Source organism: Gimesia aquarii, assembly GCF_007748195.1.
Taxonomy (GTDB): domain Bacteria; phylum Planctomycetota; class Planctomycetia; order Planctomycetales; family Planctomycetaceae; genus Gimesia; species Gimesia aquarii.
Map to the genome: position 1 here is coordinate 4,049,534 of NZ_CP037920.1, position 26,961 is coordinate 4,076,494.

At 44.4% G+C, this 26,961-nt stretch carries 23 protein-coding genes; 13 read left to right on the plus strand and 10 right to left on the minus strand.

Annotated elements, in window-relative coordinates; all coding sequences use genetic code 11:
- Positions 1–29 precede the first annotated feature (29 nt).
- A complete protein-coding gene (locus tag V144x_RS15715) occupies positions 30–281 on the minus strand; it encodes a hypothetical protein (RefSeq protein WP_144986073.1) in 252 nt (83 codons plus the stop codon).
- A 181-nt stretch (positions 282–462) separates the two neighbouring features.
- Between V144x_RS15715 and V144x_RS15720 the strand changes: the two genes are divergently transcribed.
- A complete protein-coding gene (locus V144x_RS15720; protein ID WP_197998456.1) occupies positions 463–1,170 on the plus strand; it encodes a DUF1559 family PulG-like putative transporter in 708 nt (235 codons plus the stop codon).
- Between the two features lie 47 nt (positions 1,171–1,217).
- Here the strand turns inward: V144x_RS15720 and V144x_RS15725 are convergent, their stop codons facing one another.
- Both V144x_RS15725 and V144x_RS15730 read right to left on the minus strand, forming a co-directional pair.
- A complete protein-coding gene (locus V144x_RS15725) occupies positions 1,218–2,153 on the minus strand; it encodes a PepSY-like domain-containing protein (protein WP_144986075.1) in 936 nt (311 codons plus the stop codon).
- Positions 2,154–2,196: 43 nt separating this feature from the next.
- Entirely contained in the window at positions 2,197–3,045 is an 849-nt protein-coding gene (locus V144x_RS15730; RefSeq protein ID WP_144986076.1) for a nucleoside deaminase, read from the minus strand.
- 547 nt (positions 3,046–3,592) lie between these two features.
- On the opposite strand from V144x_RS15730, the gene V144x_RS15735 reads away from it, so the two are divergent.
- Positions 3,593–4,789 (plus strand): hypothetical protein, encoded by a 1,197-nt coding sequence (locus V144x_RS15735; RefSeq protein WP_144986077.1) that lies wholly within the window; start codon positions 3,593–3,595, stop codon positions 4,787–4,789.
- Positions 4,790–4,848: 59 nt separating this feature from the next.
- Here the strand turns inward: V144x_RS15735 and V144x_RS15740 are convergent, their stop codons facing one another.
- The gene (locus tag V144x_RS15740) at positions 4,849–5,415 is read right to left on the minus strand and encodes an HdeD family acid-resistance protein (RefSeq protein ID WP_144986078.1); all 567 of its coding nucleotides are present in this window, start codon (positions 5,413–5,415) and stop codon (positions 4,849–4,851) included.
- Between the two features lie 526 nt (positions 5,416–5,941).
- Here V144x_RS15740 and V144x_RS15745 point away from each other — a divergent pair.
- Together V144x_RS15745 and V144x_RS15750 are read left to right on the plus strand one after the other, a co-directional pair.
- Positions 5,942–6,913 carry a DUF1559 domain-containing protein gene (locus V144x_RS15745; RefSeq protein WP_144986079.1) on the plus strand — a complete coding sequence of 324 codons (972 nt, stop codon included), beginning with the start codon at positions 5,942–5,944 and terminating at the stop codon, positions 6,911–6,913.
- A 105-nt stretch (positions 6,914–7,018) separates the two neighbouring features.
- The gene (locus V144x_RS15750; RefSeq protein ID WP_144986080.1) at positions 7,019–7,456 is read left to right on the plus strand and encodes a hypothetical protein; all 438 of its coding nucleotides are present in this window, start codon (positions 7,019–7,021) and stop codon (positions 7,454–7,456) included.
- Between the two features lie 72 nt (positions 7,457–7,528).
- Here the strand turns inward: V144x_RS15750 and V144x_RS15755 are convergent, their stop codons facing one another.
- From V144x_RS15755 to V144x_RS15765, 3 genes are all read right to left on the minus strand, one after another.
- A complete protein-coding gene (locus V144x_RS15755; RefSeq protein WP_144986081.1) occupies positions 7,529–8,029 on the minus strand; it encodes a carboxypeptidase regulatory-like domain-containing protein in 501 nt (166 codons plus the stop codon).
- 4 nt (positions 8,030–8,033) lie between these two features.
- Positions 8,034–8,993 carry a DUF1559 domain-containing protein gene (locus V144x_RS15760; protein WP_144986082.1) on the minus strand — a complete coding sequence of 320 codons (960 nt, stop codon included), beginning with the start codon at positions 8,991–8,993 and terminating at the stop codon, positions 8,034–8,036.
- 377 nt (positions 8,994–9,370) lie between these two features.
- Complete coding sequence (locus V144x_RS15765) at positions 9,371–10,513, minus strand: prolyl oligopeptidase family serine peptidase (protein ID WP_144986083.1); 1,143 nt, start codon at positions 10,511–10,513, stop codon at positions 9,371–9,373.
- A gap of 225 nt (positions 10,514–10,738) precedes the next feature.
- On the opposite strand from V144x_RS15765, the gene V144x_RS15770 reads away from it, so the two are divergent.
- Complete coding sequence (locus V144x_RS15770) at positions 10,739–11,656, plus strand: alpha/beta hydrolase (RefSeq protein WP_144986084.1); 918 nt, start codon at positions 10,739–10,741, stop codon at positions 11,654–11,656.
- Positions 11,657–11,759: 103 nt separating this feature from the next.
- On the opposite strand, the gene V144x_RS15775 is transcribed toward V144x_RS15770, so the two are convergent.
- Positions 11,760–13,277, minus strand: a complete 1,518-nt coding sequence (locus tag V144x_RS15775; RefSeq protein WP_144986085.1) for a hypothetical protein — start codon at positions 13,275–13,277, stop codon at positions 11,760–11,762.
- A 177-nt stretch (positions 13,278–13,454) separates the two neighbouring features.
- Here V144x_RS15775 and V144x_RS15780 point away from each other — a divergent pair, with 177 nt between their 5' ends.
- Positions 13,455–15,179 carry an FAD-dependent oxidoreductase gene (locus V144x_RS15780; RefSeq protein WP_144986086.1) on the plus strand — a complete coding sequence of 575 codons (1,725 nt, stop codon included), beginning with the start codon at positions 13,455–13,457 and terminating at the stop codon, positions 15,177–15,179.
- A gap of 154 nt (positions 15,180–15,333) precedes the next feature.
- On the opposite strand, the gene V144x_RS15785 is transcribed toward V144x_RS15780, so the two are convergent.
- Together V144x_RS15785 and V144x_RS15790 are read right to left on the minus strand one after the other, a co-directional pair.
- A complete protein-coding gene (locus V144x_RS15785) occupies positions 15,334–16,461 on the minus strand; it encodes an NAD(P)/FAD-dependent oxidoreductase (protein ID WP_144986087.1) in 1,128 nt (375 codons plus the stop codon).
- A 7-nt stretch (positions 16,462–16,468) separates the two neighbouring features.
- The gene (locus tag V144x_RS15790) at positions 16,469–17,812 is read right to left on the minus strand and encodes an SAM-dependent methyltransferase (RefSeq protein WP_232102545.1); all 1,344 of its coding nucleotides are present in this window, start codon (positions 17,810–17,812) and stop codon (positions 16,469–16,471) included.
- A 555-nt stretch (positions 17,813–18,367) separates the two neighbouring features.
- Between V144x_RS15790 and V144x_RS15795 the strand changes: the two genes are divergently transcribed.
- From V144x_RS15795 to V144x_RS15825, 7 genes are all read left to right on the plus strand, one after another.
- Complete coding sequence (locus V144x_RS15795) at positions 18,368–19,708, plus strand: DUF1501 domain-containing protein (protein ID WP_144986088.1); 1,341 nt, start codon at positions 18,368–18,370, stop codon at positions 19,706–19,708.
- Between the two features lie 112 nt (positions 19,709–19,820).
- Complete coding sequence (gene recQ, locus V144x_RS15800) at positions 19,821–21,635, plus strand: DNA helicase RecQ (RefSeq protein WP_144986089.1); 1,815 nt, start codon at positions 19,821–19,823, stop codon at positions 21,633–21,635.
- 327 nt (positions 21,636–21,962) lie between these two features.
- The gene (locus V144x_RS15805) at positions 21,963–22,844 is read left to right on the plus strand and encodes a DUF1559 domain-containing protein (RefSeq protein ID WP_144986090.1); all 882 of its coding nucleotides are present in this window, start codon (positions 21,963–21,965) and stop codon (positions 22,842–22,844) included.
- Positions 22,845–22,958: 114 nt separating this feature from the next.
- A complete protein-coding gene (locus V144x_RS15810) occupies positions 22,959–23,453 on the plus strand; it encodes a hypothetical protein (protein ID WP_144986091.1) in 495 nt (164 codons plus the stop codon).
- Between the two features lie 40 nt (positions 23,454–23,493).
- On the plus strand, positions 23,494–24,270 hold the full coding sequence (locus V144x_RS15815) for a DUF3386 family protein (protein ID WP_144986092.1): 777 nt from the start codon (positions 23,494–23,496) through the stop codon (positions 24,268–24,270).
- Positions 24,271–24,309: 39 nt separating this feature from the next.
- Positions 24,310–25,971: a Kelch repeat-containing protein gene (locus V144x_RS15820; RefSeq protein WP_197998457.1), complete on the plus strand. Its 1,662-nt coding sequence runs from the start codon at positions 24,310–24,312 to the stop codon at positions 25,969–25,971.
- A 120-nt stretch (positions 25,972–26,091) separates the two neighbouring features.
- Positions 26,092–26,883, plus strand: coding sequence for a tetratricopeptide repeat protein (locus V144x_RS15825; protein ID WP_144986094.1), 792 nt, complete (start codon positions 26,092–26,094; stop codon positions 26,881–26,883).
- Positions 26,884–26,961: the final 78 nt, after the last annotated feature.

Genomic DNA, 26,961 nt, shown 5'->3' on the forward strand with positions numbered 1-26,961 from the left:
TCAATGTTGCTGTTTTGTGTCAGCCGACCTCACGCATAATCTCCACCGCCTACTGTAGATCCCGTTCTGCGAATACCGTCTGCCAGTTTGCCTTTAGTGTTGTACATGATAGCGATCAACGTGTTTCGGCTACCTTCAGGTTTGACTATCGAGTTCTCCGAAATACTATATTTTCTGTTTAATTGTTTTATCCCCCGTGAATCCCCAGCAAAACCAAGAATGTACGTTTTCCCTTGGAAATCCAGCACTAATTCGAATCCCTCCACCGCAACTCTTGTCATTAGATGACGCCTTAGAATAAAAGTCCTGAATCCCGACTTCGTGGATTCAGGATTTTTTTATGAAATGGCTCTGATTCAAACAAGATCTTTCAAATGTTTTCATAGTGATTACAATATAATCAGGACTTAGATGACTCCATATTGCGAACCAAAATCATTTCCTGAACTATATAGTATAGTTATGAAAACCAATTCGAAGAAAAATCGGTACTGGGAGATATTCACGGTCCTGACGATCATTGGAATTCTGTGTCTGCTCTTGATTCCAGAGGTACAACAAGCGACTTCTGGAGGTACTAGAGATCGATTTCGAGATCAAATCAGAAAAATTGGAGCCGCCTTCGCTTATTACCATGCTGAGCATGGCTGTTTCCCACCTGCGGTATTCACGGATCCTGACGGAGCCTCTCAACATAGTTGGCGGGCTTTAATCCTTCCGCAGTTGGAACGATCATTTACACATAAGGAACGAAGATTTGATTATTTGATTGATGAGCCTTGGAACAGTGCGCAAAATGAATCTGTGGCAACCCAGAATCCTGATTTATATCATCGTGAAATTCGATCAGGTCAGGCAGATTCACCAAGCACAACAAAGCTCGTTGCCATCATTGATGATTCTACGTTATGGGGAAAGGGGCATCGTAATCAGCTCCCGCGCTTAGTGAATGATGAAGAGAAGCAAATCTTATTGATTGAAATCCCAAACCCTGATGGGTTATGGAATGAACCGACCGACATCTCTCTAAATGAACTATTCCAGTTGATTGAAAACGGTGTGTTTGCTCACCAAGGCACGCATGCTCTCTTCAACAACGGTGAAGTCACCTGGTTGTCTCCAGATGATATCACCGTGCAGAAGATGCGCATATTGCTCACCGTCAAATAGAAACGTCCGATATGAAGGTCCGTTTGCAGATCAGGCTAGTTACTCGATTATTCGTGATAATCGCGTTTCTTCGAAATCACATGGCCACTTTTTGTGATTACTAAATCATAGGGAAGACCATCGACTAAGACATCAACCTCATAATTGCCATTTCGTGTACCGCTACCGTAAATTACTCCATTAGGAAAGGCTGCTTTGGCAGTGTCGCTGACAACCTGTGGTAGACGTGCCAGACGTTCTGTCTGGTTATCGAGTGTATCTTTAAGAACTTTGCCAGTGGCAGTGAGGCCCACATTATAAACTTCGTTATTCTTGACGATGTTAACATAGTAAGCTGAACGTCCATAACGAGGACCATACAGGTCTTGATAAACATGGACAATCACACCTTGTGGATGTGCTTTTTCGACCGCGGCAAGTACGGCATAAGGCAACTTTCGTACGCTTTCAATGTGCCGCGCCTGTAAGGATGGCGAAATGCTCAGATCTTCATCCTTGTCTGTCGCATCGCGATCATTGCTTAAGATTCTTCCTGATCGCGTTGACTCAACATTGCTTATTCCTTGTGGACTCTTAATTTGAATTTGGTATACACCATCTTCATCGGCCGCCGCGGAGACAACATTACCATTGGGATAAAGCTTCTTGACTGTCGCCCGCACTCTGGCGGGAAGGTTTACAGATTTTGGTGTACTCTTTAGAACCTTTCCCTGACTTTTATTGCTCACCACGCGGCCCGATCGTGTCAATTCCACGAGAAAATGCTTATTGTTGGCATTCACATCAATCTGATAAAGACCATCTTCATCGATGTTTGCAGTCAATACACGTGAGTTCGGGTGTAACGATTCGATGTTCTTCTTAACTGCACTCGGTAACTTATCATAAGTAAGTGCTTCATAAGCAAATGATGCGGAAGCAAGCAGGCCACATACGACAATCGCCAAACCAATATTTCTCATGAATTTTGAATTATTCGTCATTTTTATTCCCTAAAGAGATGTAGGTAGATTCGAAAAACAAAGTCTAATACGTAACTTTGTCTATATTTTTCCAAAGATTAAAAGCGTCTAATGAGTTTGTAGTAGTCGCTTGATAGACACGAAGGCCATTGCTATCACGGTCTTGATAAGGGGTAGCTAGTTCCTCATAAAGATTGAGGTCTGAAAAATCGACCCCTGGTTCAGCCGCATCAAAACGTGTGGCAGAAAAGACAATCGTGTCAATGCGCGCCCAACGAATCGCGGCATAGCACATTGGGCAAGGCTCACAGCTACTATAGATCTCACAATGCGATGTTTCACCAGATTGAGCTAACTTCAAACGAGGATCATCACGTCGAATATCTCCAAGATCAAATACTCCTAACTCGCTGGCAACCGTCCGAATAGCGCTCACTTCAGCATGTGCTGTAGGGTCGATATTTCTGGTCACCTGATTACGACACCGCCAGAAACGAATGACTTGATTTGATGCATCATCGATTTGAACGATGACGGCACCAAACGGACCGCCACCTTCCTTGACTGACTGGTGTGCTTCTTCACAGGCCATCTTGATCCATCGGTTCTCACCGACTTCGATACCGCGGTATTTTTTACCTCGCTTTATATTGTGCTGCTGGCATTGGTATTTGTGACGTAATGAAGAATCGGAATGGGAACATTCGGTACACGGCGGTCTTGTCGATGTGAAAATATAAGACAAGTCAATCGATTGTGGCACTCCCTCATAATCAGTTCCTGAACCGACATACTTAACCGACTTTTGATTAGGAGAAACGACCGTTTGGGATTGAGATTCGTCTACTACCCAATAGATAGATGCAATCGCAATAACCGCCCCGAGTGAGATTGTTGAAATCCATTGCGTCATTATTCTTCTTTTCTTGTTAGCTATAAGGTCTATTCGAAATTAATGATCCAGATAGGTAGCCAGTTCAAAAAAATACCTTGTAATCTGAGAACGAGAGGCTGTTTTCAAGTAGAAGAATAGACATTTTTGACAACTGATATGATTATGTTGATTATCCCAGATGTACTAGCACTGTTTTGAGTGAAGAAAAGACTCTCATCAGATTTTCAATTCAAAGATTTAACTCGTCCGAATCTGAAAGAGAGTGTCGATTATTTCCGGGTGAGCTTGCTGACATAGATTCCGAGATAGAACAGGGAATATCAAAGCCTGAAAGTAGAAATTCCTTTCCTTTGAAGGCGCTTACTCAGAATCACCACGATGCCAGTTGAGATTCGAATTCCACCTTAGTAGCATGAGAGATTAGTAAAAATAAAAAGTTTACAATGCCATAAAGCGTTGATACATTTGAGCAAGCCGATCATCCTCAACTTACTGATACTTTGAACACAAACCCGCTCATTTTCATTCCTTAAATTGATTTTATTCGCCTGGAGTTACCTACACGATGAGATTCTTGACTCGTCTGTCATTTCTGATTCTACTTCTGTCTCATGTCATGCTGATTTCTGGTTGTGGGAAGAGTTCACAAGAGGTTGCCCATACGGAAACCGCACCCGCAAAAAATGAACAGCAGGTCGAATCTGGCGAAGCGCTTTTGAAGAAAGTAGAGCAGGCCATTGAAATTGCCCAGCAACACTATCTTGAATCAGATAAACACTCTCCCTGGGAAATTTACCATGGCATTCTGGCATTTCGACAGGATTATCAAATCAGGCAAAACAATAAAACGGTGAATGCTTTGGATTGGATCTCTTCTGGAGCATACTACGACAACAAACCCTGGTTTCAAAAAACAGAATTTGGTGGTCGCGCACATCGTTATACCAAGGAGAATGCGTTTGAAGGTCACAAAAATCAGTCACTGGCCGTTCTTGCTATGGCGAATGTCCCATTAGACCATCAATTCCAGACACCCGATGGCCCGATTACTGTAGCTGATATTGTGCGTGACGCGCAAAAAGAAATTCAGGAAAATGAAGAAGTAACCTGGTCTCTCTGGGCTCTCGTGCATTACCTGGGGCCCGATGCTACGTGGGTAGATAAAAAAGGAGAAGAGTGGCGCATGGATGATCTGGTCTATATGCAAAACGAAACGCTATCGAATGACTCCGCCTGTGGGGGCACACACGCATTGTTTGCTTTGTCGTATGCCAGAAATACATATAAGAATGCGGGACATCGTCTACGCGGTTACTGGCTGGAAGCCGATCAAACAATTAAACGCTACATTGAAGAAGCCAAAGCGATGCAAAACCTTGATGGTTCTTTTTCGTATGATTACTTCTTTCAAAAAAGTGAAAGCGAGAATTTTCAGGAACGACTGGAAACGACAGGGCATACGCTCGAATTCTTAATGATGGCGTTACCTGATGATCGTCTCAATGAAGAATGGGTTCGCAAAGCCATCTCATTGATGGCAAATGACATCATTGAAAACAAAGACGAACCTGTTGATTATTCTGCTCTCTATCACGCAATTGATGGTTTGGTCATTTATCGAAACCGTATGTCTCCCGATCATACCGCGCAACTGGGAAGTAAAAGTTTCTTGAAAAAAAGCAGTTCGAAAACTGATGTCAAAGTTCTCAAACCCGTAGTACCTGCGACTCCTGAAGCTTCAACACCGCCTCCCGCCCCCTGATTCTCTACCGGGCAAGCCTAAAAAGCAGACTTCAACACGATTAGTGAATTGAAGGCTATTTACTCTTTGGTGGTAGCTGTAGTCTCAATGGTGTCTGATGAACCGGTATTGAGAGGCCCACTCAGATTGATCAGAAAAAATCCGGTCAGTAAAAAGTCAACGCCCATCAGAGTACCAACGGCCCATAAACCTGAGAGTGGCCATTGGCTCCAGATCAGGCCACCAAGCAATAATGAAATGGCTCCACTGAATAGAATCCCGTTGCGTCCATTAGCTGGTGGAACGTTGAAAGCCATTACAATTTTCCAGACACCCTCAAAGATAAAAAACATTGCCATCAGCAATGTCAGAAAAGTCAATCCGAAGACCGGGTGACTAATGATACCGATTCCCCCCAGAACCATAAGAATCCCGAGAATTAAGTGCTGTGTTTTTCCTGGAACATCATCAACTCGCGCACCTTGAATCGCATACAAAATACCTCCGAGCAGCAATAGAAAGCCGATTACAAAGACAACGGCAGTACCCGCAACAAAGGGTGCAATTAAACAAATGACACCAATCACACAAAGTATGATGCCAGTTAATTTGAAGTCTTTTGAGGGAGGGAGTAGGGCATCATTCATTGAATTATCTCGTTTCCTGGACAAGAACTAACTAGTAACATGAACTCAAGCAGCTTTTTGTAGTCGCAAAGAAGAGAAAAGAGGCAGGAAATCAAATCCTATTTCACATTTAGATTTCTCGATAATGAGTACATACATGCTGAGATATACATAACAATCGTTTCAAATTGTTACTAATCACTGCTTCATTTAAAATCACTTCCATCCTGTTCTGCTTAAATAAAAAGCAAAGATGTCTGGTCAATTACCAACCCTCTCTCTTATTCGGAATTCTAAATCTGAGCGCTTCAGAAAAAATGATCAGTTACTTTTTGAACTGAGATTTCACAAAACCCGGGCGTAACGGATTACTCGACTCTCATAATTGGCACACTGCTTGCTTATTTAATCTTGTTATTAAATTTGCCTTCTCTTTACACGGCCTATTCCGGATGACCGTTAAACTTGCGACTTGAACAAATGGTTTCATCCGTCACTGCGAGTATATTTGTTTGTATTTATCTTAATATTATGAAGGAGTATTTCGGTGTTTAATTTGAGTCATCAGAAAAAAGGATTCACACTTATTGAGTTGTTAGTCGTGATCGCAATCATTGCGATTTTAATCGCACTCTTATTACCTGCTGTACAACAAGCAAGAGAAGCAGCTCGGCGTAGTACTTGCAAAAACAACATGAAGCAACTTGGTTTAGCATTGCACAATTATAATGAAACATTCAAAGTGCTACCTTATTCGGTGTCACACTCCGGTTCATGTAGTACCGGTTCTGCTTCTACAGGGAGTACAGTGACGCTCAACCACCGTGGGTTCCTGCTCCTGTTGCCATATTTAGAACAAACAAACTTGTATAACCAATTTAACGCCAGTGTCTCGACAGGTTCCTATAATCCATCAGGTGGAGTCATCGTTGCTCCGGGGGCTGCCGGGAACACCAATGATGAAGTTGTCTCTACGATTGTTCCTTTATTTCACTGTCCGTCAGATTCGACACCTGAAGTCTATACCACGACTTCCAGTACGCATTATTCAATCTCGCCAGGAAATTCGACATTACCAGGTGTTTTTACGAATTACGAATTCAGTACGAACAGCCAGTATACTTCGTGTACGAATTGGGGAGAACTCGGTTTGACTACTCGTCCCATGTTTGGATTTAATGGTTGCGCCAAATTTCGAGATGTGACAGATGGTATGAGCAACACAGTGGCGCTTGTAGAAACAACTCGACTGGTTGCAAACGGCGAAGGAACTGCCTGGGGATTTTCCAAGTGGGTTGGAAACGGAACTAATTTCGCTGGAGCCAACATCAACACCTGGTATTCAACCGGCCCAATTGGAAACCTTGCTTCCTGGTCATATTCCGGGAGTTTACACACCGGTGGTTGTCACGTTCTGATGGGTGACGGAGCAGTCCGGTTTGTGAGTGAAAATATTCATGCTCCCACTCGCGCCCATCTGGCATATATCGCTGATGGAAATGTCGTTGACTTCCCCTGATTCGCGTAGTGTTTTACGAATTTCTCCTGGTCCAACCGGTAACATGTCTGTTTCCGGTTGGATTCCCTCAATCACTTTTTCTCACTTTTATTGGAATCGAAAGAGATGTATTCACGCATCTTATGTATCTTGTTTTTTTCGCTATTAACCGCCTGTGGTACTGAAACCAGACGAGATGACCTGGAAGTCTTCCCCACATGGGGTACAGTAAAAATCAAAGGAAAAACACTACCCGGTGTTTCAGTCGTTTTCTTCCCCGAAGGGGAAACCGGCGGGCAGGGAGGACGAGGAATAACCGATGAATCCGGCCAATTTATTTTGAAATATCAGGATGGGAGAGACGGAGTTCCCGCGGGAAAATACAAAGTGCTGTTTGAATACTTCACGATGCCCGATGGTTCAAATGTTCCTGAAAATGAATTTCCCGCAGATGTCGGAGCGATTAACCAACTACCGCACAAGTTCAGTGATTTTGGAAGCTCTCCGTTTTCGACAACCGTGCCCATTGGTGGAACAGCAGATTTAGAATTTGATCTTAAGTAGATCGAAGGGATGCATTTTATATAAAAACCGCGATCCAATTTAAAACTGGATCGCGGTGACATTGAAGCTCACTTAAGGATTCGTTTTCAAATCGAATGTGAACGAGTTCTCTTCATTTGCTTTCACTTCTGCAGTCAGTCCACTTTTATTTGAATCAGTGTAACGTTTTGGAATCAATGATTTAGGCTCTGGGTTCGTCGGGTTTTTCGGATCAAACTCTGTCGATTCATAACATTCAATCGCTACGAGATGGTGGCCAATTTGAGCGCCATCTCCTGCTTTGATTGTCATGAGCTCAAAAGTTCCATCGGGTTGAATGCCCCCCAGCGCCATTCGTCCCGTTGTACCCCGGTCTTTATTTGGCGTAAATTGAACAGTTCCACTTGTGAGTGGTTTTCCATCAAGGGTAACAGTTCCTTTGACTCTGGCGAGCGGAGGTGTGTCCGTAGGGCCTCCACTACAGCCTGCCAAAATCAGGCATGTAGATAGAAGCAGAAGCGTATTCCACCACTGGATTCGCGCTATTTTGATTCCAAAGCAATCTGCTATTCGTCGGTTTGATGATTTCAGCATGACGTTAATCTCCAATCACTTGGCCATCGGCCATGCTACCGCGATAACGCCAGATATTGATATCAATATTTTCGCTGACAAAAACCACAGTCCCATCGGTATTTAGCATATGCACTCCCCCCACATGAGGTGAGCTAAAAGGGAGTACAGTCCAGTCACTGGTATAAGCCGTTTTAGGAAAGACTTGATTCGGCCCATATCGCATCACTTTGGTCGCTCCGCTGCCTTCAAGCGTAATACCACGCACCCAGGGGCTACAACGATTATCGTAACATGCACCACCAGAACCCCAACCTACATCCGACATGATCGAAGGACGAAATTCTCCATAAATGAAAGTGTTAGAGGAACCATCAGTAATATCCCGCATGCGGGTGCTGCTATTTGGCCAGAATATTCCTCTTTGATTTGCAGGTAGGCTCGTACCAGATGTTAGACGCAGTATTGATCCCGTTGTCGGAGAACCACCGACTCCTAAATAATTTGTAATTGCCTTCCTGGTGTTGGAATTCCAGCCACGATAGCCATGTTCGGAAACAGTGGTATCTCCCGAATAAGAAGGGCAGAGATAAGTGGGAATTATGTTTTCTGATAAAGCAACATTCGCAGGATTGGCGTAGCTGAGACTGAAATCAAACTGATTATAAATCGTAGACATATCCATGTACGGCAAGATCATGACTAACGGTCCCATGCTGTTCAACTGGGGGTTGGCAGAAGAACTTGCCGTAAATGACCATCCGATACTACCTGGAGGAAACCGGGTAAATGTTTCGTGATAATTGTGTAAAGCCAGACCAATTTGCTTAAGGTTATTTTTACACGTCGAACGTCGTGCCGCTTCACGTGCCTGTTGTACAGCAGGTAGTAAAAGCGCGATCAAAATCGCGATAATCGCAATCACAACTAATAATTCAATGAGCGTAAAACCACGTTTACCTCTTGGATGAGGTTTGTTGTCCATCTAGGATTCTCCAGTGATCATGGATGTCAATAAAAGGCAGGATTAACAAGATGCAAGTCTAGTGTCAGCTTACAGCTTTGGACGGATTCATTATGGGGAAGGCTTCAAGGAAGGAATCATTACTTCTAAATAATATTCAGCATAAGGACCAAGAACAATCATTGTTGTGAAGATTTTTTGGCACACTCAATGACAATTCAACGACTTAAAGCCAACTAAGATATTGACGTCGTTCCAGAGATAAAAATGTGTGAAATTCTCTACAATTTTTTACAGAATCGAGAATTTTCCGAATACGCACACATCAAAATAAGTATCAATACCAATTACACTAGTATAAAAACGGCCTCATTTTCCATACTTCAAATCAAATCGCTCTAATTCGCACTCAACTGATTTTGCTTCAGCCAGTATTCGAAGAATTGGTACATTTGCTCATTTGATTCAGGGTTGGGAGCGTGCTTTTCGCGGTTGGTCATCGCGACCCGATTTTTGTAGCCCAAGAATCGATTCACGGCAACAGTATGATTCAACGCCCGCCATTGTTTTGGTTGATCTTCCGAACCACCAGAAACCATAAAGGGTCGAGGAGCCATCAAGGCATGCAACTCATGCAAATCATAGCCTTCCTTAATCAGTTTTTTATAAAGGCCTGTTCTTGGATTTTCTTTGGTCGGCAAACCCCGTTTGCGAAAGTTAGGCCCCGCATATCCCAGATACCAGGGCTCCCAATAATTCACACTGGGTCTGTTTTCATCGAAGACAATCCCGCCATCAGACCAGGCAGCACAAGCGAATTTATCATAGAGGCACGAAGCAAACATCGCCCATTTGCCACCGTAGGAATGACCGACAATTCCAATTCGTTTGGGATCGACTTCTTTACGATTTGCCAGTACATGAAATGCATTCGCAGCCCCATAGGCCAATGCAGACAAAGGCTGAATTTGCGCATTCTCTCTGTCAGGGTAATAGAGAGAGTAATCATGACCGACTGAAAATGTCACGAAGCCGCGTTTTGCCAGTTGATAAGCAAAATCACGATTCTCTCCCTTCAAGCCAACGCCTGTCTCGGGATCATAAAAAACGACGAGAACTGCCGGTGTACTCCGATTCTGTTTTGCACGATCAGGAATTAGCAGATAGCCAGTATTGGGATGTCCTGGTGCAATGTTAAACCTAACTGTGTACTGTGAGAAATTGTCACGGTGTTCCTCTTTCAGATATTCCACTCGAGGGTTCTCATTCACGGGCGGCCACTCACCCATCATCGTGTGCCATGTCTTCAGAATTTCCTGACGGCGCGTTTGCCAGTCTGCAGGTGTTTTGACGAGTCGACCATCATAAAATTTCAATGGAGATTTGTATTTCCCCAGATTCCCTTTAAACTCATCGGGTGGTTCAAAATAGGGAGCAATCTGTTCCCAAAGTGCCTTATTATTCGCTGCTGAAGTTGGGTCCTCTTTTTCACCAGCAAATACGGTTTGTAGCGAGATAATTAAAATCAAGAAACTCGACATTCCGTAAAATCTCAATATGTTCATATATCTAATCTCCGGTGAAAGCTCTCTGCTTACCTGTCTGTTCTGATCTCAATTTGAATTATCATATAATAATCTGTTGATTCGTGAAAAGAAACCACGCAAAATAGATCACTTGAGATAAGTATGTAAATCGATTCTCTCTCAGCAGACCACGGTATTTATTAAACGTTTTTTTTCACCATGTATAAAGGATCTGATGATATGCTGCGCGTTCTGTTTTCCATAATGTTGACATGTAGTTTAGTGACTTCGATAGCCATCGCAGCAGACAAAAAAGGGGCTCCCAAACCGACGTATGCGGATGTTTCATATGGTCCTTATAAGATGAACAAACTGGACTTCTGGGAAGCCAAAGGGAAAGGACCACGTCCATTGTTGGTTTATATTCATGGTGGTGGCTGGATCGGTGGAGACAAAAGTCGTCTTCCTGGTAAGATCCAGACATATCTTGACAAAGGCATTTCTTATGCAGCGGTCAACTATCGCTTGACGGGTGAAGCCCCATTGCCGGCTCCCGTACACGATGCCGCTCGCGCAATTCAATTCTTACGTTCCAAAGCAAAAGAGTGGAATATTAATAAGCAAAAAATTGCGTTGACGGGTGGGAGTGCAGGGGCTTGCACATCAATGTGGTTATTATTGCACGATGATCTGGCTGACCCCAAGGCTAAAGACCCTGTCTTACGTGAATCCACGCGTGTGACTGCGGCTGCCGTTGGAGGTGGGCAGACATCGATTGATCCCAAAGTCATCGAACCCTGGCTGGGTCCCAATGTGTTAAAACATGCTATGATTCATCGCGCCGTTGGCGGTAAGAGCATGGAGGATGTCATGGATAACTATAAAAAACACGAGGCCCTTTACAAAGAGTTTTCCCCTTATAACCATCTTACAGCAGATGATCCGCCCCTCTTAATGACCTATGGCAATAATATGAAACTCCCTTCTGAAAATGCGGGGCATGGAATTCATCATCCCGTGTATGGAGTGAAAATGAAAGAAAAGGCCGATAAGGCCGGCACAGAATGCCATCTTTTGATTCCGGGCGTTTCAACATCAAAACAATACAAAAATGCGAATGAATTTTTGATGGATAAACTCTTAAGCAAAGATTCCTGAGCCAATTCTTTTGGTCATATACCGTTGAGCAATGCGCGAACACAGAGACGAATTAAAATAATTCGTCTCTGTGTTCTTTTTCGCCGGTTCTACCAAAACCATTTCATTGTTGAAACAACTCGGGTGCTAAGCGGGGGTCAGACAAATCCAGTTTGTACATGATTTGATTATAATCGTAACGGGGCGTTTTGACCGGATTTCCTGAAAACAATGTCGTATAAGTCCCTTCGAAGTAGATGAAACGTCCATTGTCCTGTGCAAATATGGAATGTTGTTTTGGATTATAAAAACTGTATTTGTCATGCGTCACAATCTTTCGCGCCCACTTACAAGGACCGAGCGGACTTTCCGCTTCTGAATACCAAATCTCGCCCAGCATAGACGTACCATTCTTTTGAAGCGCGATCATGGTCCACTTGTTTCGATAAGCATTCCAGGCAACAGAACTATTCAAAATTTCGATTTTTTGTTTTGTTTCTATATCAAACAGATTACAAAACCCTTCACTCGCCGAAATTTTGTTCTGTTTGACTAGCTTTTGCTCTAACTCATTGCTCAAAGGAGGCATTTTTTTTCTCCACATGTATTGCAACTGTCCCTGCTTATCACGGTCAACAGCCCATTCCTCTTTCTTTTTCCCTGGTTTCAAATAAGTATAGGTTTCATACACAGACAAATCCTCCAACGCTTCAGGAGTCGCACGCACACGAATTAATGGAAAAGCCAGACCAAATAAGACATAGTCAACCCCTTCCATCCGGTGTAGAACGGGATGCCCGATAGGATAGAGCGGGGCATCAAAATCGAACACCTTCTGTTTCTCAAACTGTTTTAATTCGTCATTAAACTCCACTAATCCACGTTCATATACAGTTAATGGCGGTTTTACTTTAACATATTTGGCAAACAGACGTTCTTCACCTGACTCATCCTTGAGTGTCACTAACGCATCGATCCAGGTTGGCCCTGCGCCAGGCATTTCACAGGTCTTTTTTGCAAAACCGTTTTCATTCAGAAAATAATTCAGATTGACTCCCTGATTGATATCCAGTCCTCCCTGAGTAGGCAATTTTGAAACCGCCCCAGGCACATGAAAATTGCCAAGTGGATAATCGACTCTGTTTGTGTCTCCCCAAAACCAGTAAATCCGATTTTTGAAAACCGAATTCACAACACTGTCTGACCCGAGTACACGACCATTCAATGTCGGTTCTTTCAGAGGGACAGGCTCTCCCACAAGCAGGCTATCACGATAAATCCCCCCACCTGTCACTCGGTAAAGTCGTTGCGCAAGATTAATTCGCTTCATCTGCAAAACCGCTTGGCCACCTGGCTTGACTTCCAGTTTTTTGCCGATCAATCCAAACCCGTCTTTAGGGTATACATAGCCATGACTGCGAATATGGAAATAGACATCCTGATTCATTAACCCAGGCTCATTAATGGCGGCAATACCATTACTATCAGTGACATATTTGATCTGATTCACTGTCTCTAATTCTACCAGTGGAATTCCTCGTTCCGTTTCCACATCAATCACACGAATCTGAAAATACTCCGATGCGATCAGGCGAGAAGAACAACACACCAAACTGAGAAATAAAATAGAATGTCTTAACATCAAAAACCCTTAAAAAAATTCATCATAACCCGACTATGAAAGGAAAGCTTCTCTTCCGCCTGGTGCTGCATTCGGTATACTGAAAGAAGCTTCCCAAGACAATTATTGTATTCGTCTTCAACCATCATAATCTTACCTTGTCCATTAATCTTTTCTTAATCCCCGAAAATGAGTCACATGAAACGACGACAGTTTTTAAGCCAGTGTGGTATCTTTGGTTTTGGAATCTTTAGTCCTATTTTACTTCAAGCTTTACAATCGAGAACCTCTTATGCATCTATCCCCAGGGAACTCAAAGCTGATGTTGTAATCATTGGCAGTGGTCTGGGAGGTTGTGCAGCCGCCCTCGCAGCCTGCCGTAATGGCGCAACGGTAATTTTGACAGAACCCACGGACTGGATTGGAGGTCAGATTTCACAACAGGCTGTGCCTCCCGATGAGCACAAGTGGATTGAATCATTTGGTCGCACAAAATCGTATGCGCAACTGCGAACTCTTATCCGCAGTTATTACAAGCAGCATTATCCATTAACGAGCAAGGCACAACAGATTCCCAATTTGAACCCGGGCAATGGTTCCGTCTCGCGCATCTGTCACGAGCCCAAGGTGGGACTTGCGGCATTGCAATCGATGTTAGCACCTGAAATCAGTCGGGGACGATTGACATTGCTTTTGAATACATCACCCATCAGTGCTAATTACACTGGTGATCAGGTTGAGGCGGTTAAGTGCCACACCTTAGGGTTGAACAAATCAGTTACTTTACACGGAAAATATTTTGTCGACGCCAGCGAAGAAGGGGACTTACTTCCTTTAACGGGAACAGAGTATGCATTAGGGGCAGAGTCACAAAAAGAGACCAATGAACCACACGCACCTGAGCGTGCCAATCCGGCAAACATTCAATCGTTTACACATTGTTTTGCCATAGATCACCTGGAAGGAGAAGACCACACCATCGAGCGGCCCCCAATGTACGGATTCTGGAAGAATCATGTTCCACCATTGACACCGGCCTGGTCAGGCAAAATACTTTCGCTTGATTACTCTTACCCTCGTACCTTAAAACCCAAAACACTGTCATTTGTTCCCAGCGGTAAAGATGCAGTTCTACCAAGAACCAAAACACTGAATCTCTGGCGTTATCGCAGAATGATTGACCGCAACAATTTTATCCCGGGCACTTATGCCAGCGACATTACTGTTGTCAATTGGCCACAGAATGATTACATGCTGGGCAACATCACCGATGTGACTCCCGCCGAGCGAGAGAAGCACTTAAATGCTGCGAAACAACTCAGTCTTTCCTTACTCTATTGGCTTCAAACAGAAGCCCCCAGACCCGATGGTCAGCAAGGCTGGAAAGGGCTACGTCTGCGAAAAGATATTGTGGGTACAGATGACGGACTGGCCAAGTATCCCTACATTCGTGAGTCTCGCCGCATTAAAGCAGAACTGACGATCAAAGAACAAGACCTGACTCTTACAGAACGAACCAAAGTCATGGGTAAAGACCATAAACCGCTCCTGGCAAAACCATTCTCAGACTCGATTGGCATTGGATATTATCACCTGGATCTTCATCCCAGTTCGGGGGGGGACAACTATATCGACATGGCGAGTGTCCCTTTTCAAATTCCACTCGGTGCAATGATTCCTCAACGAATTGAAAACTTAATCCCAGCCTGCAAAAACATTGGCACGACACACATCTCAAATGGCTGCTATCGTCTTCATCCGGTGGAATGGTCGATTGGTGAAGCAGCAGGAGCACTCTGTGCCCAGGCGATCTCCAAAGGTACCACTCCGCGGATGATTCGAAACAACCCGCAACAACTTCAAGATTTTCAGAATCTACTGACAAAGCAGGGAATCGAACTCGAGTGGTCTCAATTAAGCTAGCCTGTATCTAAGTTTATTGCCGCGTCTTCAAGACTGTTTGGACTTCGTATCATTGCTTTGAGACTACTATGACTAAATCAGGCGCAATATAGAGTTGATACTAAATCTCGTACAGGTAAATGATTTTATGAATTTGCAAACTCGCTTTTGGGATTTAGTTGCGAATCAATGGAGGTAAATGTCTTTGCAGGAACCAACGGTCCAGCAGGACTTTCCGAGTGAACCATTGGGAAGCCATTAATTGCCTGCCGAGAAACTGCCGAAGAGCCGCCGGTACGATACTCGTGGCAGGTGTATCAGGCCACTTACCAAATCGATTGATGAGTTTCTCCTGATAGGTAACCAAACAATCTCTGGAATATTGTTGCTGACAATTTTGAATCACATCTGCGGCGATGAGCCCTGATTCCACAGCAGGTCGAATTCCTTCCCCACTTTGCGGGACTGCCAAGCCAGCGGCATCACCGATCAATAACATTCCATCGTCAACGACCTTACGCTTTTGCAAACCATACAGGCGATAGGCATGCCCGCGAAATTTTCCAAGAATCTCTCTGGGAACACGTCTCTGTCGATCCAGAAAATGTGTAAACTTATCTCGAACTGCCGAAAGTTGTTTTTCACCTTCGCGTCCCAGGCCGACATTTAAATAGCCGTCTTTCAGAAAACACCAGCCATAGCCTTTCAAATCGCGACAGAAATAAAGTTCTGGTGTGTCTGGTCTTACCCGACAAAGCTCTTGTTGTTCCAGATTGAGTGGGAATTCCGCTTCTTGCGCTAAGACGACTGATTTTTCAGAGCGGCTTTCTCGATTCAGCCATCGGGCTACCGGACAGAAATGCCCGCCTGCACCAACGACAAATTTTGCGCGCAAACTACCATTGACGATCCATGCATCATTCAGACGCTCAATCGACTTTAACGCTTCTCCTAATCTGGTTCGAGCGCCACAACGTTTGAGCAAATAATCGTCAAACTCACAACGACGAATTCCATAACTGACGATATCCGAGTATTCCGTCTCAACTATCGCACCATCGATAATTCCTGTCCGAAAATGGGTGATAGGCTGGAGAATATGATCTCGGTCATACGATAGTAAATCGATATCGAGCAATTCAGCAACAGCGGGCGTAATCCATCCTGCGCAAATCTTATCGCGCGGAAACGTTGCTTTATCAAGAACAAGTACGTCCAGCCCCGAATCGCGTAAGCCCCATGCACAAGAGGAACCGCCGGGGCCACCCCCGACAATCAGAACATCACAGGATTCCTCAGTCACGGTCGTTTTATCCTCTCATTGTTTCAGATGCGTTATCCTGATACAAACCGGCTCGCGTCCAGGGAATTTCATTATTAATCCCATTCGTAAACACGACCTGAAATAGTTGAAGTGACCCTGCTCGAAAAGCGGCAACAGAAGCTGATAAATAAAGACGCCAGGCACGAATAAAATTATCATCAAACATTTCTGTGACACGGTCTAGGTGCTGCTCATATCTTTGTAACCAATGTTGCAGGGTGAGGGCATAATGCAAACGAATATTTTCGACATCGAGAACGGAAAATTTCTGCGGTTCAAAAATTTGCATCATCTCACTCAGACTGGGAACATGAGCGCCAGGAAAAATGCGTTTGGTGGTCCAGCTGTCCAACACGCGTGGCGAGTTGCAACCAATCGAGTGGATTAAGCCTCGACCATGGACGCTTTGACAACGGGCAATGACTTCACCCAGTTTTTCATAATTTTTCAAACCAACATGCTCCAGCATCCCGACAGAAACAAAAGAGTCATAGCTTCCGGTAATGTTGCGCCAGTCATCTTCAACGAATTCAACCCGATCACTCAAGCCTTCCGCTTTCGCACGCTCACGTGCGTAAACAATTTGTTCGTGAGAAATATTAAACGCTTTCACTTTGGCTCCATAATATTTTGCCATATGCAAAGCCAGGGCTCCCCAGCCACAGCCCGCTTCGACAACAGTATCTCCCGGTTTCAGTCCTACTTTTCGGCATACATGATCCATCTTTGCAATTTGTGCCGATTCCAGAGACATCTCCGGGTCAGAAAAATACGCGCAGGTATAAGCCAATTGCTCGTCAAGCCAGAGTTGATAGAATTCATTTCCGATATCGTAATGGTGATGAATATTCGTTCGAGCAGCATCAATCGTATTGCGTTTGAGCCAGTTAAAACAGCTGCGCATTCTATCTCGATAAAACCGCTTCGTATTAATCGAATTTGTCCCGCGATTCATTTCTTCATTAAACGAAATCAAATCACCTTCAACTTCGATCGTGCCCTGTGAATACCCATCACCAAAATAAAGACTGGGATCGAGCATCAATTTATAGAGGGTACTACGACTATGAATATGTACGCGAACAGAAGGAGTAGAAGTTCTATTAGAGATAATGGATTTATCCCATAAAACCACTTCAATGTCGGGATTTCCTGCCTTCTGCAACATGGTTCGCATGAGCCATTTGTCAAAGGCGGTGGCTTTACTCAAAGTATGTTGAGGATCAGGTGATCCTGGCTGATCGCTCGAAAGAACCGTTTTGCTTTCAGAATTGACAATTTCTCTTGGTTGAGCTTCTTTTGATGCAGAGTCAATTTTTGCTGGATTCACTGCGGGCCTCCCAAGTTAAGATGACCAAATTCTCACTTCTATTAATAACGACTTTCGTTTTTCGCAAATCGTGATTTCATGATGAATTCAATTCTACTCTTCAAACTTGATTGTCTCTTTTATTTTCTCGTTCCTAATTCAAATTTCAAATCATTTTTGACTTTATGATCACTTATCATCAAATTTATAAAAAGTGTTGAATGGAACGAGACTCTGGTACAGGACACTACTTCGCTCAACAAGTTCTGGTTGATGATTAACAAAATGAAGTTTAAGTAGTCGTACTTATCTTTATGATCTGTAAAAGAAGATCTTAGAGATGCGAAAGAAACTCGATATTCACTCTATTTCTCCAGATCTAACTTGATCCCCTAAAATCAATACATTTTGATTTTTTTGAACTTAGGAAGGACTTTGGTAATTTGGGCTTGGATTTACACGAAATGAAGTCTACAATAATACATATCAATGGTTTTTTATCATTGATTTCATACCTGAATGCTCACCTACCGATAACAACACTGTAATCCCGCCATTCCTTGAAAAGGAACATCTATGCTTTCCATATTGGGTCCAGAAACTCAACTTTGTGATCGTGTTTCTCGTCGAGAAATCCTGAAAATCGGCGCACTCGGTTTAGGTGGTCTCACTCTGCCTCAGCTTCTTCAAGCAGAGTCCAATTCAGGACAAAGCAAACGGCAAAAAGCAGTCATCATGATTTACATGTGTGGTGCTCCTTCGCATCAGGACATGTATGATCTGAAAATGGACGCTCCTTCTGAAATCCGTGGTGAATTCCGACCAGTCAACACACAAGTTCCCGGGTTCCAGATTTGTGAGCACCTCCCCAGACTGGGAAAGATCGCTGACAAAATTATTCCACTACGTTCCGTGCACGGATCACCCAACGGGGCACATGATTCGTTCATCTGTTATACAGGTCGAACCACTCGGAATCAGCCAGCCGGTGGCTGGCCCGCCATCGGTTCTGTTGTTTCTAAATTGCAAGGTCCAGCGAATCCTGCGGTGCCACCTTTTGTTGGACTCTCTCCTGATGCCCGCCATCCCCCTTATGGATCTCCCGGACTCCCCGGTTTCCTGGGTGTAAGCCATGCGGCTTTCCGTCCATCCGGTCCCGCGCGAAAGAATATGGTTTTGAATGGCATCGATGCGACACGCTTAGATGACCGTAAACAATTACTGGCTTCCTTTGACCAATTCAAACGCGAAGCGGACTCAAGTGGTTCCATGGTAGGCATGGATGATATGAACGAACAGGTTTTTAATATCCTGACTTCCAATCGCCTGGTCAATGCGCTGGATCTTTCTCAGGAAGACCCAGCTACCAGAGCGCGCTATGGTAAAGGAGATCCCAAGAACTTTGGTGATGGTGCGCCTCGTAATCTTGAGCATTTTCTCATGGCGCGACGTCTGGTCGAAGCGGGGGCAAGGATCGTTACATTGAATTTTGGCCGTTGGGATTTTCACAGCAACAATTTCAGTGGATTAAAAAATACACATCTCCCACTTTTTGACCAGGGATTAGCCACACTGATAGAAGATTTACACGAACGAGGGATGGCAGATGATGTGGCCGTTGTCGCCTGGGGTGAATTTGGGCGGACTCCCAAAATCAATAAAGAAGCAGGCCGCGATCACTGGCCAGCCGTTGGTGGAGGATTACTGGCAGGGGGTGGCTTCAAAACCGGGCAGGTGATTGGCAGTACGGATCGATTGGGAGCGCAAATCGCTGATCGCCCGATCCACTTTGGAGAAGTGTTTGCCACTCTCTATCACCATTTGGGCATCGATTATACTGCCGCCTCAATCCAAGATCTCTCTGGTCGTCCACATTATCTGGTCGATAACTATTCTCCTATGCCAGAAGTCATTTGATTTCTAGTACATCTCTGAAAACCATCCTTTAGCTTTTCATAGTGAACCGCTAGGATATGTGTCAGTTCTTGAAGGTAACTTTACAGACGGCATAGACTCAGCAGGATTAGTGATGGCTAAAACAGGGATGGAAGACGCATTACTGGATATTATACACGAGTATTGGGGTTACACAGAATTTCGTCCTCTCCAGCAAGAAGCGATGACGGCGGTCCTGGAAGGCCGCGATTCTCTGGTCGTACTTCCCACTGGCGGGGGAAAATCACTTTGTTATCAGGCACCTGCACTGTGTATGGACGGGATGGCAGTCGTTGTCAGCCCGCTAATCTCACTTATGAAAGACCAGGTTGACGCACTCCGTGTCTGTGGCATTTCCGCCGCCTACCTTAATAGTTCTCTCGAACAAGAAGAATCCCGACATGCTTTAAGAGAAGTGCGTGCAGGCAACATCAAACTCCTCTATGTTGCTCCCGAACGGCTCATGCTGGAAGGCATGCTCAGCATGCTGGCCGAAATCAAATTGGCATTTATTGTGATCGATGAAGCCCATTGTGTGAGTATGTGGGGGCATGATTTTCGCCCCCACTATCGTGAGCTGCAGGAACTGAAAAGTATCTTTCCAGAATGCGGCATTCATGCCTATACCGCCACGGCAACCGAACAAGTACGATCCGATATCGCAATGCAACTGGGGTTAAATTCGCCGGAGCTGCTCGTCGGTTCGTTTGATCGTCCTAATTTAACTTATTCTGTCGCGCGACGAGCAGACCGATTAGCACAGGTTTGCGAAGTGCTCGACAGACATCCGAATGAGTCCGGAGTCATTTATTGTATCTCCCGCGCCGATGTGGAATCGCTTAGTGAGTCCTTAAATAATGCCGGCTATGAGTCAAGACCGTATCATGCGGGCTTGCCAGATGAAGAACGCGCCGCCAATCAGGAAGCCTTTATTCAAGATCGCGTGGACATTATTGTTGCGACAATCGCATTTGGCATGGGCATTGATAAACCCAATGTACGCTATGTGATTCATGCTGGTTTACCAAAGTCATTGGAAAATTATCAACAGGAAAGTGGCAGGGCAGGGCGGGACGGTCTGGAGGCAGAATGTGTCTTATTCTATTCCGAGCAGGACACTGTGATCTGGAAATTGATTCTGGAAGACCAACCGGACGAATCGAAGGCCACCGCTTTCCAATCACTGCAAGCCATGCAAAATTACTGCCATGCCTTTGACTGTCGTCACCGGTATCTGATGCAGCACTTCGGACAGGATCTCGAGCAGGATTGTGAAACAGGCTGTGATCTCTGTCGGGGTGATTTCCAAAAAGTAGATGATTCAGTAGAAATCGGTCAGAAAATACTCTCTTCTATTTTTCGACAAGATCAAAATTATGGTGCTGCCTACACGGCCGCTGTCCTGAAAGGGTCGAAAGACAAGAAAGTACTCGCCAACAATCACGATCAGCTCAGCACTTATGGTCTACTGAAAAATGAAAGCCTCTCAACCATTCGTAACTGGTTAAGTCAGTTGGTTTCTCAGAAATTTATTACCAAAACGGCCGAATATCAACAGTTACGAATTACTGACTCGGGCTGGCAGTTGTTGCGTGGGGAATCAACTCTGCAATTGATGCGTCCCGCGCAGGCAAGCAAGTCAGAGAAAACAAAACGTTCTAAAAGTCAATTAGCAGATGCGAACTGGGAAGGCGTCGATAAAAGTCTCTTTGAAAAATTGCGGCAACTTCGAAAACAAATCGCCAGTGAAAAAGGTGTGCAACCTTATATGGTCTTTGGCGACACCACATTGCGAGAACTGGCGCGCGACAAACCCAAAACGATCGCGGAATTCCTGGAAATCTGGGGAGTAGGGCAGAAGAAATGTGACGACTTCGGCCAACAGTTCCTGGAATGTATCTCCAAATAACTGGCTTTAATTGCTGATCCGCTTTTTAAGATCAGCAGGATTCCATCCTGCTGTAATGAGTTTTATCCCTGTAGTTTTATGCGATTTCCGCTCGAAATGATTGTTTTCGCTTTTTTTCTCAAAATTTGAACGAGAAATCTTGCAGAGAAGACGATCTATTTATACGATCCTTTTATTGAGATTGAGTTTCAATTTCAATCAGCCAGCCAGCAAAAAGTGGCACTTCTCCATTTGTAGCCAGCCAGCCAGTTTGAATCGGGCACTGAATTGGATCATTTCCAGTTCTAATTTCATTATTCTGGTAATTCCTACAACTCAGGAGAAACTATGTTACCCCGCCATCGCACTAAACGCGCATTCACTCTCATTGAATTACTTGTCGTCATTGCCATCATCGCAATTTTGATCGCTTTATTACTTCCGGCTGTCCAACAGGCCCGTGAAGCAGCCCGCCGCTCTTCCTGCAAGAATAATATGAAGCAAATTGGCCTGGCAATGCATAACTACCATGATGTGCATACCTCACTTCCCATGGGTGGAAATAATCAATTATTTAGCCCTTTTACAGCAATCCTACCCTACCTGGATCAGACCAATTTACAAAACTTGTATGATTTCGATCTCTACTATACGGATCCAGCAAATTTAGATGCACTCAATCGAACCATTACCGTTTACCTCTGCCCTACAATGGTGCTTCCTCGAGCAGTCCCTTTTTTATCCTGTGCAGAACGAGGCGGACCGACCAGTTATGGTGCATCGACAGGAATTCATGATGGACGATCTGGTAACCCAGATGGCATGTTCCCTGGACAAAATCATGCGTCTGTAAAGCCCACGCTTTTTCGAGATGTCACAGATGGATTGTCAAATACGATCATGTGCGGTGAATTTAATTACCGCCTTGAAGACTACTTATGGTCAAGCCATTCTTCATCATGCCCAGGTGACCCTGCAGTTCAAGGCACACCACGTTGGGGAAGTCATCGATGGGGGGGAAGTTATCCTGGAGTTGCCTTAGGACACACAGGTGGTGACTTTAATGTCAATCTTAGTGCGAATCGTTCCACCTGGAGGAGTGACCATATCGGTGGTGCTCACTTCCTGTTAGGAGATGGCGCAGTTCGCTTTGTGAGTGAAAATATTGATGCCGGTACCCTGGATGCGCTTGCTACTAAATCTGGAGGTGAAGTCATCGGTGAATTTTAATGATCTTTCCACAACACTAGTAAACTCTATTATCTAGAATGGTCTGCGGAAGTACTTATATTCTTGCTGAAAGATAAAAAGTACCTCTGCGAAAGCCATGTGAGGATTTTTGAAATGACCCTTATTTTCAAACTATCAATGAAACAAATATTCGCAAACTATATCACCAGACAAATTTTTGTAATCGGATTGCTTTTGTTGAATTGTCTCGGTTGCAGCGGAACAAAAGAAGATCCTCGCGGCGAACGTGTCAGCGTTTCAGGACTTGTCTATTACGATGAAGACCCCTTAACGAGTGCTCGAATTCTCTTTATTTCGGAAACACCTGAAGGAAAAATCAAATCTGCCGGGATCGTAAGTGAAGGCATTTTTCAAATTCCCCAAAAAGGTGGACCTGTAGTCGGTAAAGCTCGAGTGGAAATCTATCCAACCATTCCCGAGATGGAGGAATTTATTGAAATTCAGGAAAAAGCAAAAAAACAAGGCAAGCCATTTAGAGACCCGGCAAGCATAGAAATTCCTGCTACTTATAACAAAAACTCAAAACTGACGGCCATGATCACAAAAGACGGGAAAAACACATTCGAATTTAAGATCGAATCCAAATAGATGCAACATAATTTGTTCATTCACCGCGCGGAGAATTTTCATGAGATTAAAATCATTTTTGCATAGAGAACTGAAACAGTGGAGCTTAGCCGGGCTCATTGTGTTACTGGCATTGTCAGCGACACTACAATGGACACCGGCTGAAGTTGAATCTCAACTGGTTTCAAAACCGAATAAAGCAGAGGCGACAAAGCTCTATCAAAAAGCCAGAGAAGCTCGCGCCGTCTGGCGTGATTTCCCAGGATTCAGTGCCGATGTGACTGTGCTTTATAACGGTAAAAAGACACAGGGAAAACTGACAGCCGATCAAGATTTCCAAGTCAAACTCACTCTGGAGGATGATCAACTACTGGAATGGAGTCTGCCGAAACTGAAATCCGTCATCGGCCATCGCAAGTACCGCCTGCAGAAACCGATCCCCGCCACTTTTGCGGATGATCAAATAGATCATCCACTCGGCCGCTTAGTGAATATCGATGGTAAGCACGTTTCCTTTCGCTTAAATGACGATGTCATGACCGAAGTCCATCGGCGTTCCCCAAAATCATGGTTCACAATTTCCACACTCGATGTCTGGCGCACTAAAGAGGGCTCGGTTCTGCCTCGCGATACTTCAGTGACTTATCGTAACCCTAAGACCGGTGCGATTACGTCCAATCGCAGTAATACCTTTGCTTTTATAAGAATAGGTCATTTTGATTTGCCGGAAACAATGTTGACTGTGGAATGCAGTGAGAACTTTGATAGAAACGTCGGTTCGATCAAGCTGTCAAACCATCGTTTACTCACTCCCACGTCAATCTCGCAAACAAAGTAAATTCAGTTCAACCATAAACCTTAAAACAAGAGTATGATTATGAGACCATTTCAATGGATGACTACAGTCGCCTGTCTGTTGGCGTTATTCGTATCCAATCAGGCCGAGGCACACTTCCTCTGGCTCTTACCGCAAGCGGAAGGCAAAAATAATGCCGCCAAAGTACAGCTCTATTTCGGTGAGGCCGCCGAGCCAGATGATCCCGACTTACTGAAACGGCTCACCAAAATCAAAGTCTGGGAAAAAAGCCCCAATGGCAAACTGCAAACCTATTCCCTGACCGAAGGTGATGATTCCCTATTCATTACTCCTAATCCCAAAGGAGCGGGGAAAGCAGCCTATGGCCTGGATCATATCTATGGCGTCATTTCTCGTGGCGATAGTCAATTCCTCTTGAAGTACTACGCCAAAGCTTTTCCACAAAAAAGCCAGGGAGTCTGGAATAAAATTTCCTGCTCAAAGGAATTACCGTTGGAAATTGTACCGGTCTTAAAAGGAGAAGAAGTCACACTTCAAGTCAACTGGAACGGCAAACCACTGGCAGATGCCGAACTCAAAATCATTGGTCCCAAAACCAGCAGTGAATCTGTTACAGCAGCCACTAACGCTGAGGGCCAATTTCAGACCAAGCTCTCCAACGGTATCTACTCGATCAGAGCAAAACATACTGAACAGAAAAAAGGCGAGCATAACGGTGACAAGTACGATAGTGTCAGGCACTACTCCACACTGACACTACCATATGTTTCGCTGTCAAAGAGCAACAAAACGGCTGCCACAAAATCGACGCCTGCTGAGAAGAGCAAGTTTCCTCAGCTTCCCGATGCCATTTCAAGTTTCGGAGCAGCCGTCAGTGGTGACTATCTTTATGTCTATAGTGGCCACATCGGACGCGCCCATCAACATAGTGCAGAAAATCTTTCACAAAAATTCCAACGTCTGAACCTCAAACACCCCAAAGGATGGGAATCACTGCCTTTGAAAACCCCTCTGCAAGGTTTAGCGATGGCGCCACATGGCGACAGTGTTTATCGCGTCGGAGGCCTCTCTGTCACAAACAAGAAAAAAGAAGAGTCCAAGATGAACTCTCTTCCCACTGTCGAACGCTATTCGCCAGAAAAGAAAACCTGGGAAACAATTCCATCAATGCCTACAGGCCGATCTTCCCATGATTCTGTATTTTTAGGAGATCACTTGTATGTCGTCGGTGGTTGGACTATGCAGAATGGCATCGATTCGATCTGGCAGGAAGATATGGTAGTGCTTGATGCTTCAGCAGAGAATCCACAGTGGAAAGCCATCAAACAACCATTCCAGAGACGTGCCCTGTCTGCAGCCGCACATCAGGGAAAGATTTACGTCATGGGGGGAATCGACTCTGGTGGAGATATCAGTCATGAAGTCGACATTTACTCTCCTGAAACCGGTAATTGGTCCAAAGGACCGGAAATTCCAGGTAGTACGATGAATGGATTCGGGACGACTGCCTGGAGTATCGATGAAAATCTCTATGTCAGTGTTATGGACGGTGGAGTCTATCAGCTCGATCAGAAAAATCAGAAATGGAAAAAAGTAAGTTCTCTTGCCACTCCCCGGTTTTTCCACCGCTTGCTCCCCGATGGCAACGGCGGCTTAATCGCCATCGGTGGTGCTTCCCGTAAAGGACATCTCAAATCGATTGAGCAAGTCAAATTGAATTAAGTGTGAATTTCCGCTTGAAGAGACAAGAGTTCTACTTAGGAGACGCCCCATTTCCAGGAGCTCTTGTCTCTCCTCGTTTTCGGATCAACAATGAAACTCTTTTCTCTGAGTGAATGAGCCATGGACGCACAAAAAACATTGCAAAAAGCAATCTCTCTTTTTAAACAGAGTTTACACTATCAATCACTGGAAGAGCTGACTCAACTGTTGAAAGTCAATCCCGAATATGGCAAAGCCTGGGAATTGAAGGGTTTGATTGAGGACGCAATACACTGGCATAAATCATCAATCAACTCGCTTGAAGCTGCCACAACATTAATTCCGATTTCTGCCTCAGGCCAGTATGTACTGGCTAAAAATTATCGGGAAACGGGAAAGCATTCACTGGCAAGGTCGGTTTTTTCAATCTTATTACAAAGAAAAGATATCCCAGAAACTTTATTATCGGCAATCTCTTCATATCTGGGACAATATCCTGACCTGACTCACTTGGCATTGGAAGCATGCAGAAAAGCTGTTGAGCTCGATCCGGAGTGTGCAGAGTCGTGGTTTGGGGTTGCTTATTTTATGGGGAAAATGGGCTATCCCAGAGAACATGTCGCTAACGTGCTCCGAAAGGTCATCGATATTGATCCTGAGCAGCGACACTATCGGATTGCTCTGGGTAACTTGTTAGAACAAATAGGACAAAGTGAAGAAGCTTATCTTGTAGTCAAAGCAATTCAGAAATCGGTGCTTAACGAAATTCATTGTGCTGATTGTCTGCAAAAACTAATCCGCATATTTTCCTTGGCAGGAGATGACTCTCGTCATGAAATTTGTCTTAAAAAACTCAATTCACTTCAGTCCGTCCAAGAACACTCATCGTCCAAACTAAACGTCGACCGATTTTCGAGCTTCCTGAAAAAATAGGAACGTTTTCTCCGTTTTTTAGATCGTTGTTCTATCAACAATTAGAATTGCATACATTACATATTGGCCATTCGCATT

Bases quoted from the DNA above. Each gene is read 5' to 3' on its own strand.
- V144x_RS15805 (WP_144986090.1), top strand. From the start codon at position 21,963: ATGTTACCCCGCCATCGCACTAAACGCGCATTCACTCTCATTGAATTA.
- V144x_RS15755 (WP_144986081.1), bottom strand. From the start codon at position 8,029: ATGCTGAAATCATCAAACCGACGAATAGCAGATTGCTTTGGAATCAAA.
- V144x_RS15750 (WP_144986080.1), top strand. From the start codon at position 7,019: ATGTATTCACGCATCTTATGTATCTTGTTTTTTTCGCTATTAACCGCC.
- V144x_RS15825 (WP_144986094.1), top strand. From the start codon at position 26,092: ATGGACGCACAAAAAACATTGCAAAAAGCAATCTCTCTTTTTAAACAG.
- V144x_RS15740 (WP_144986078.1), bottom strand. From the start codon at position 5,415: ATGAATGATGCCCTACTCCCTCCCTCAAAAGACTTCAAATTAACTGGC.
- V144x_RS15760 (WP_144986082.1), bottom strand. From the start codon at position 8,993: ATGGACAACAAACCTCATCCAAGAGGTAAACGTGGTTTTACGCTCATT.
- V144x_RS15720 (WP_197998456.1), top strand. From the start codon at position 463: ATGAAAACCAATTCGAAGAAAAATCGGTACTGGGAGATATTCACGGTC.
- V144x_RS15725 (WP_144986075.1), bottom strand. From the start codon at position 2,153: ATGACGAATAATTCAAAATTCATGAGAAATATTGGTTTGGCGATTGTC.
- V144x_RS15775 (WP_144986085.1), bottom strand. From the start codon at position 13,277: ATGTTAAGACATTCTATTTTATTTCTCAGTTTGGTGTGTTGTTCTTCT.
- V144x_RS15770 (WP_144986084.1), top strand. From the start codon at position 10,739: ATGCTGCGCGTTCTGTTTTCCATAATGTTGACATGTAGTTTAGTGACT.
- V144x_RS15780 (WP_144986086.1), top strand. From the start codon at position 13,455: ATGAAACGACGACAGTTTTTAAGCCAGTGTGGTATCTTTGGTTTTGGA.
- V144x_RS15730 (WP_144986076.1), bottom strand. From the start codon at position 3,045: ATGACGCAATGGATTTCAACAATCTCACTCGGGGCGGTTATTGCGATT.
- V144x_RS15795 (WP_144986088.1), top strand. From the start codon at position 18,368: ATGCTTTCCATATTGGGTCCAGAAACTCAACTTTGTGATCGTGTTTCT.
- V144x_RS15810 (WP_144986091.1), top strand. From the start codon at position 22,959: ATGACCCTTATTTTCAAACTATCAATGAAACAAATATTCGCAAACTAT.
- V144x_RS15715 (WP_144986073.1), bottom strand. From the start codon at position 281: ATGACAAGAGTTGCGGTGGAGGGATTCGAATTAGTGCTGGATTTCCAA.
- V144x_RS15735 (WP_144986077.1), top strand. From the start codon at position 3,593: ATGAGATTCTTGACTCGTCTGTCATTTCTGATTCTACTTCTGTCTCAT.
- recQ (WP_144986089.1), top strand. From the start codon at position 19,821: ATGGCTAAAACAGGGATGGAAGACGCATTACTGGATATTATACACGAG.
- V144x_RS15820 (WP_197998457.1), top strand. From the start codon at position 24,310: ATGAGACCATTTCAATGGATGACTACAGTCGCCTGTCTGTTGGCGTTA.
- V144x_RS15815 (WP_144986092.1), top strand. From the start codon at position 23,494: ATGAGATTAAAATCATTTTTGCATAGAGAACTGAAACAGTGGAGCTTA.
- V144x_RS15765 (WP_144986083.1), bottom strand. From the start codon at position 10,513: ATGTCGAGTTTCTTGATTTTAATTATCTCGCTACAAACCGTATTTGCT.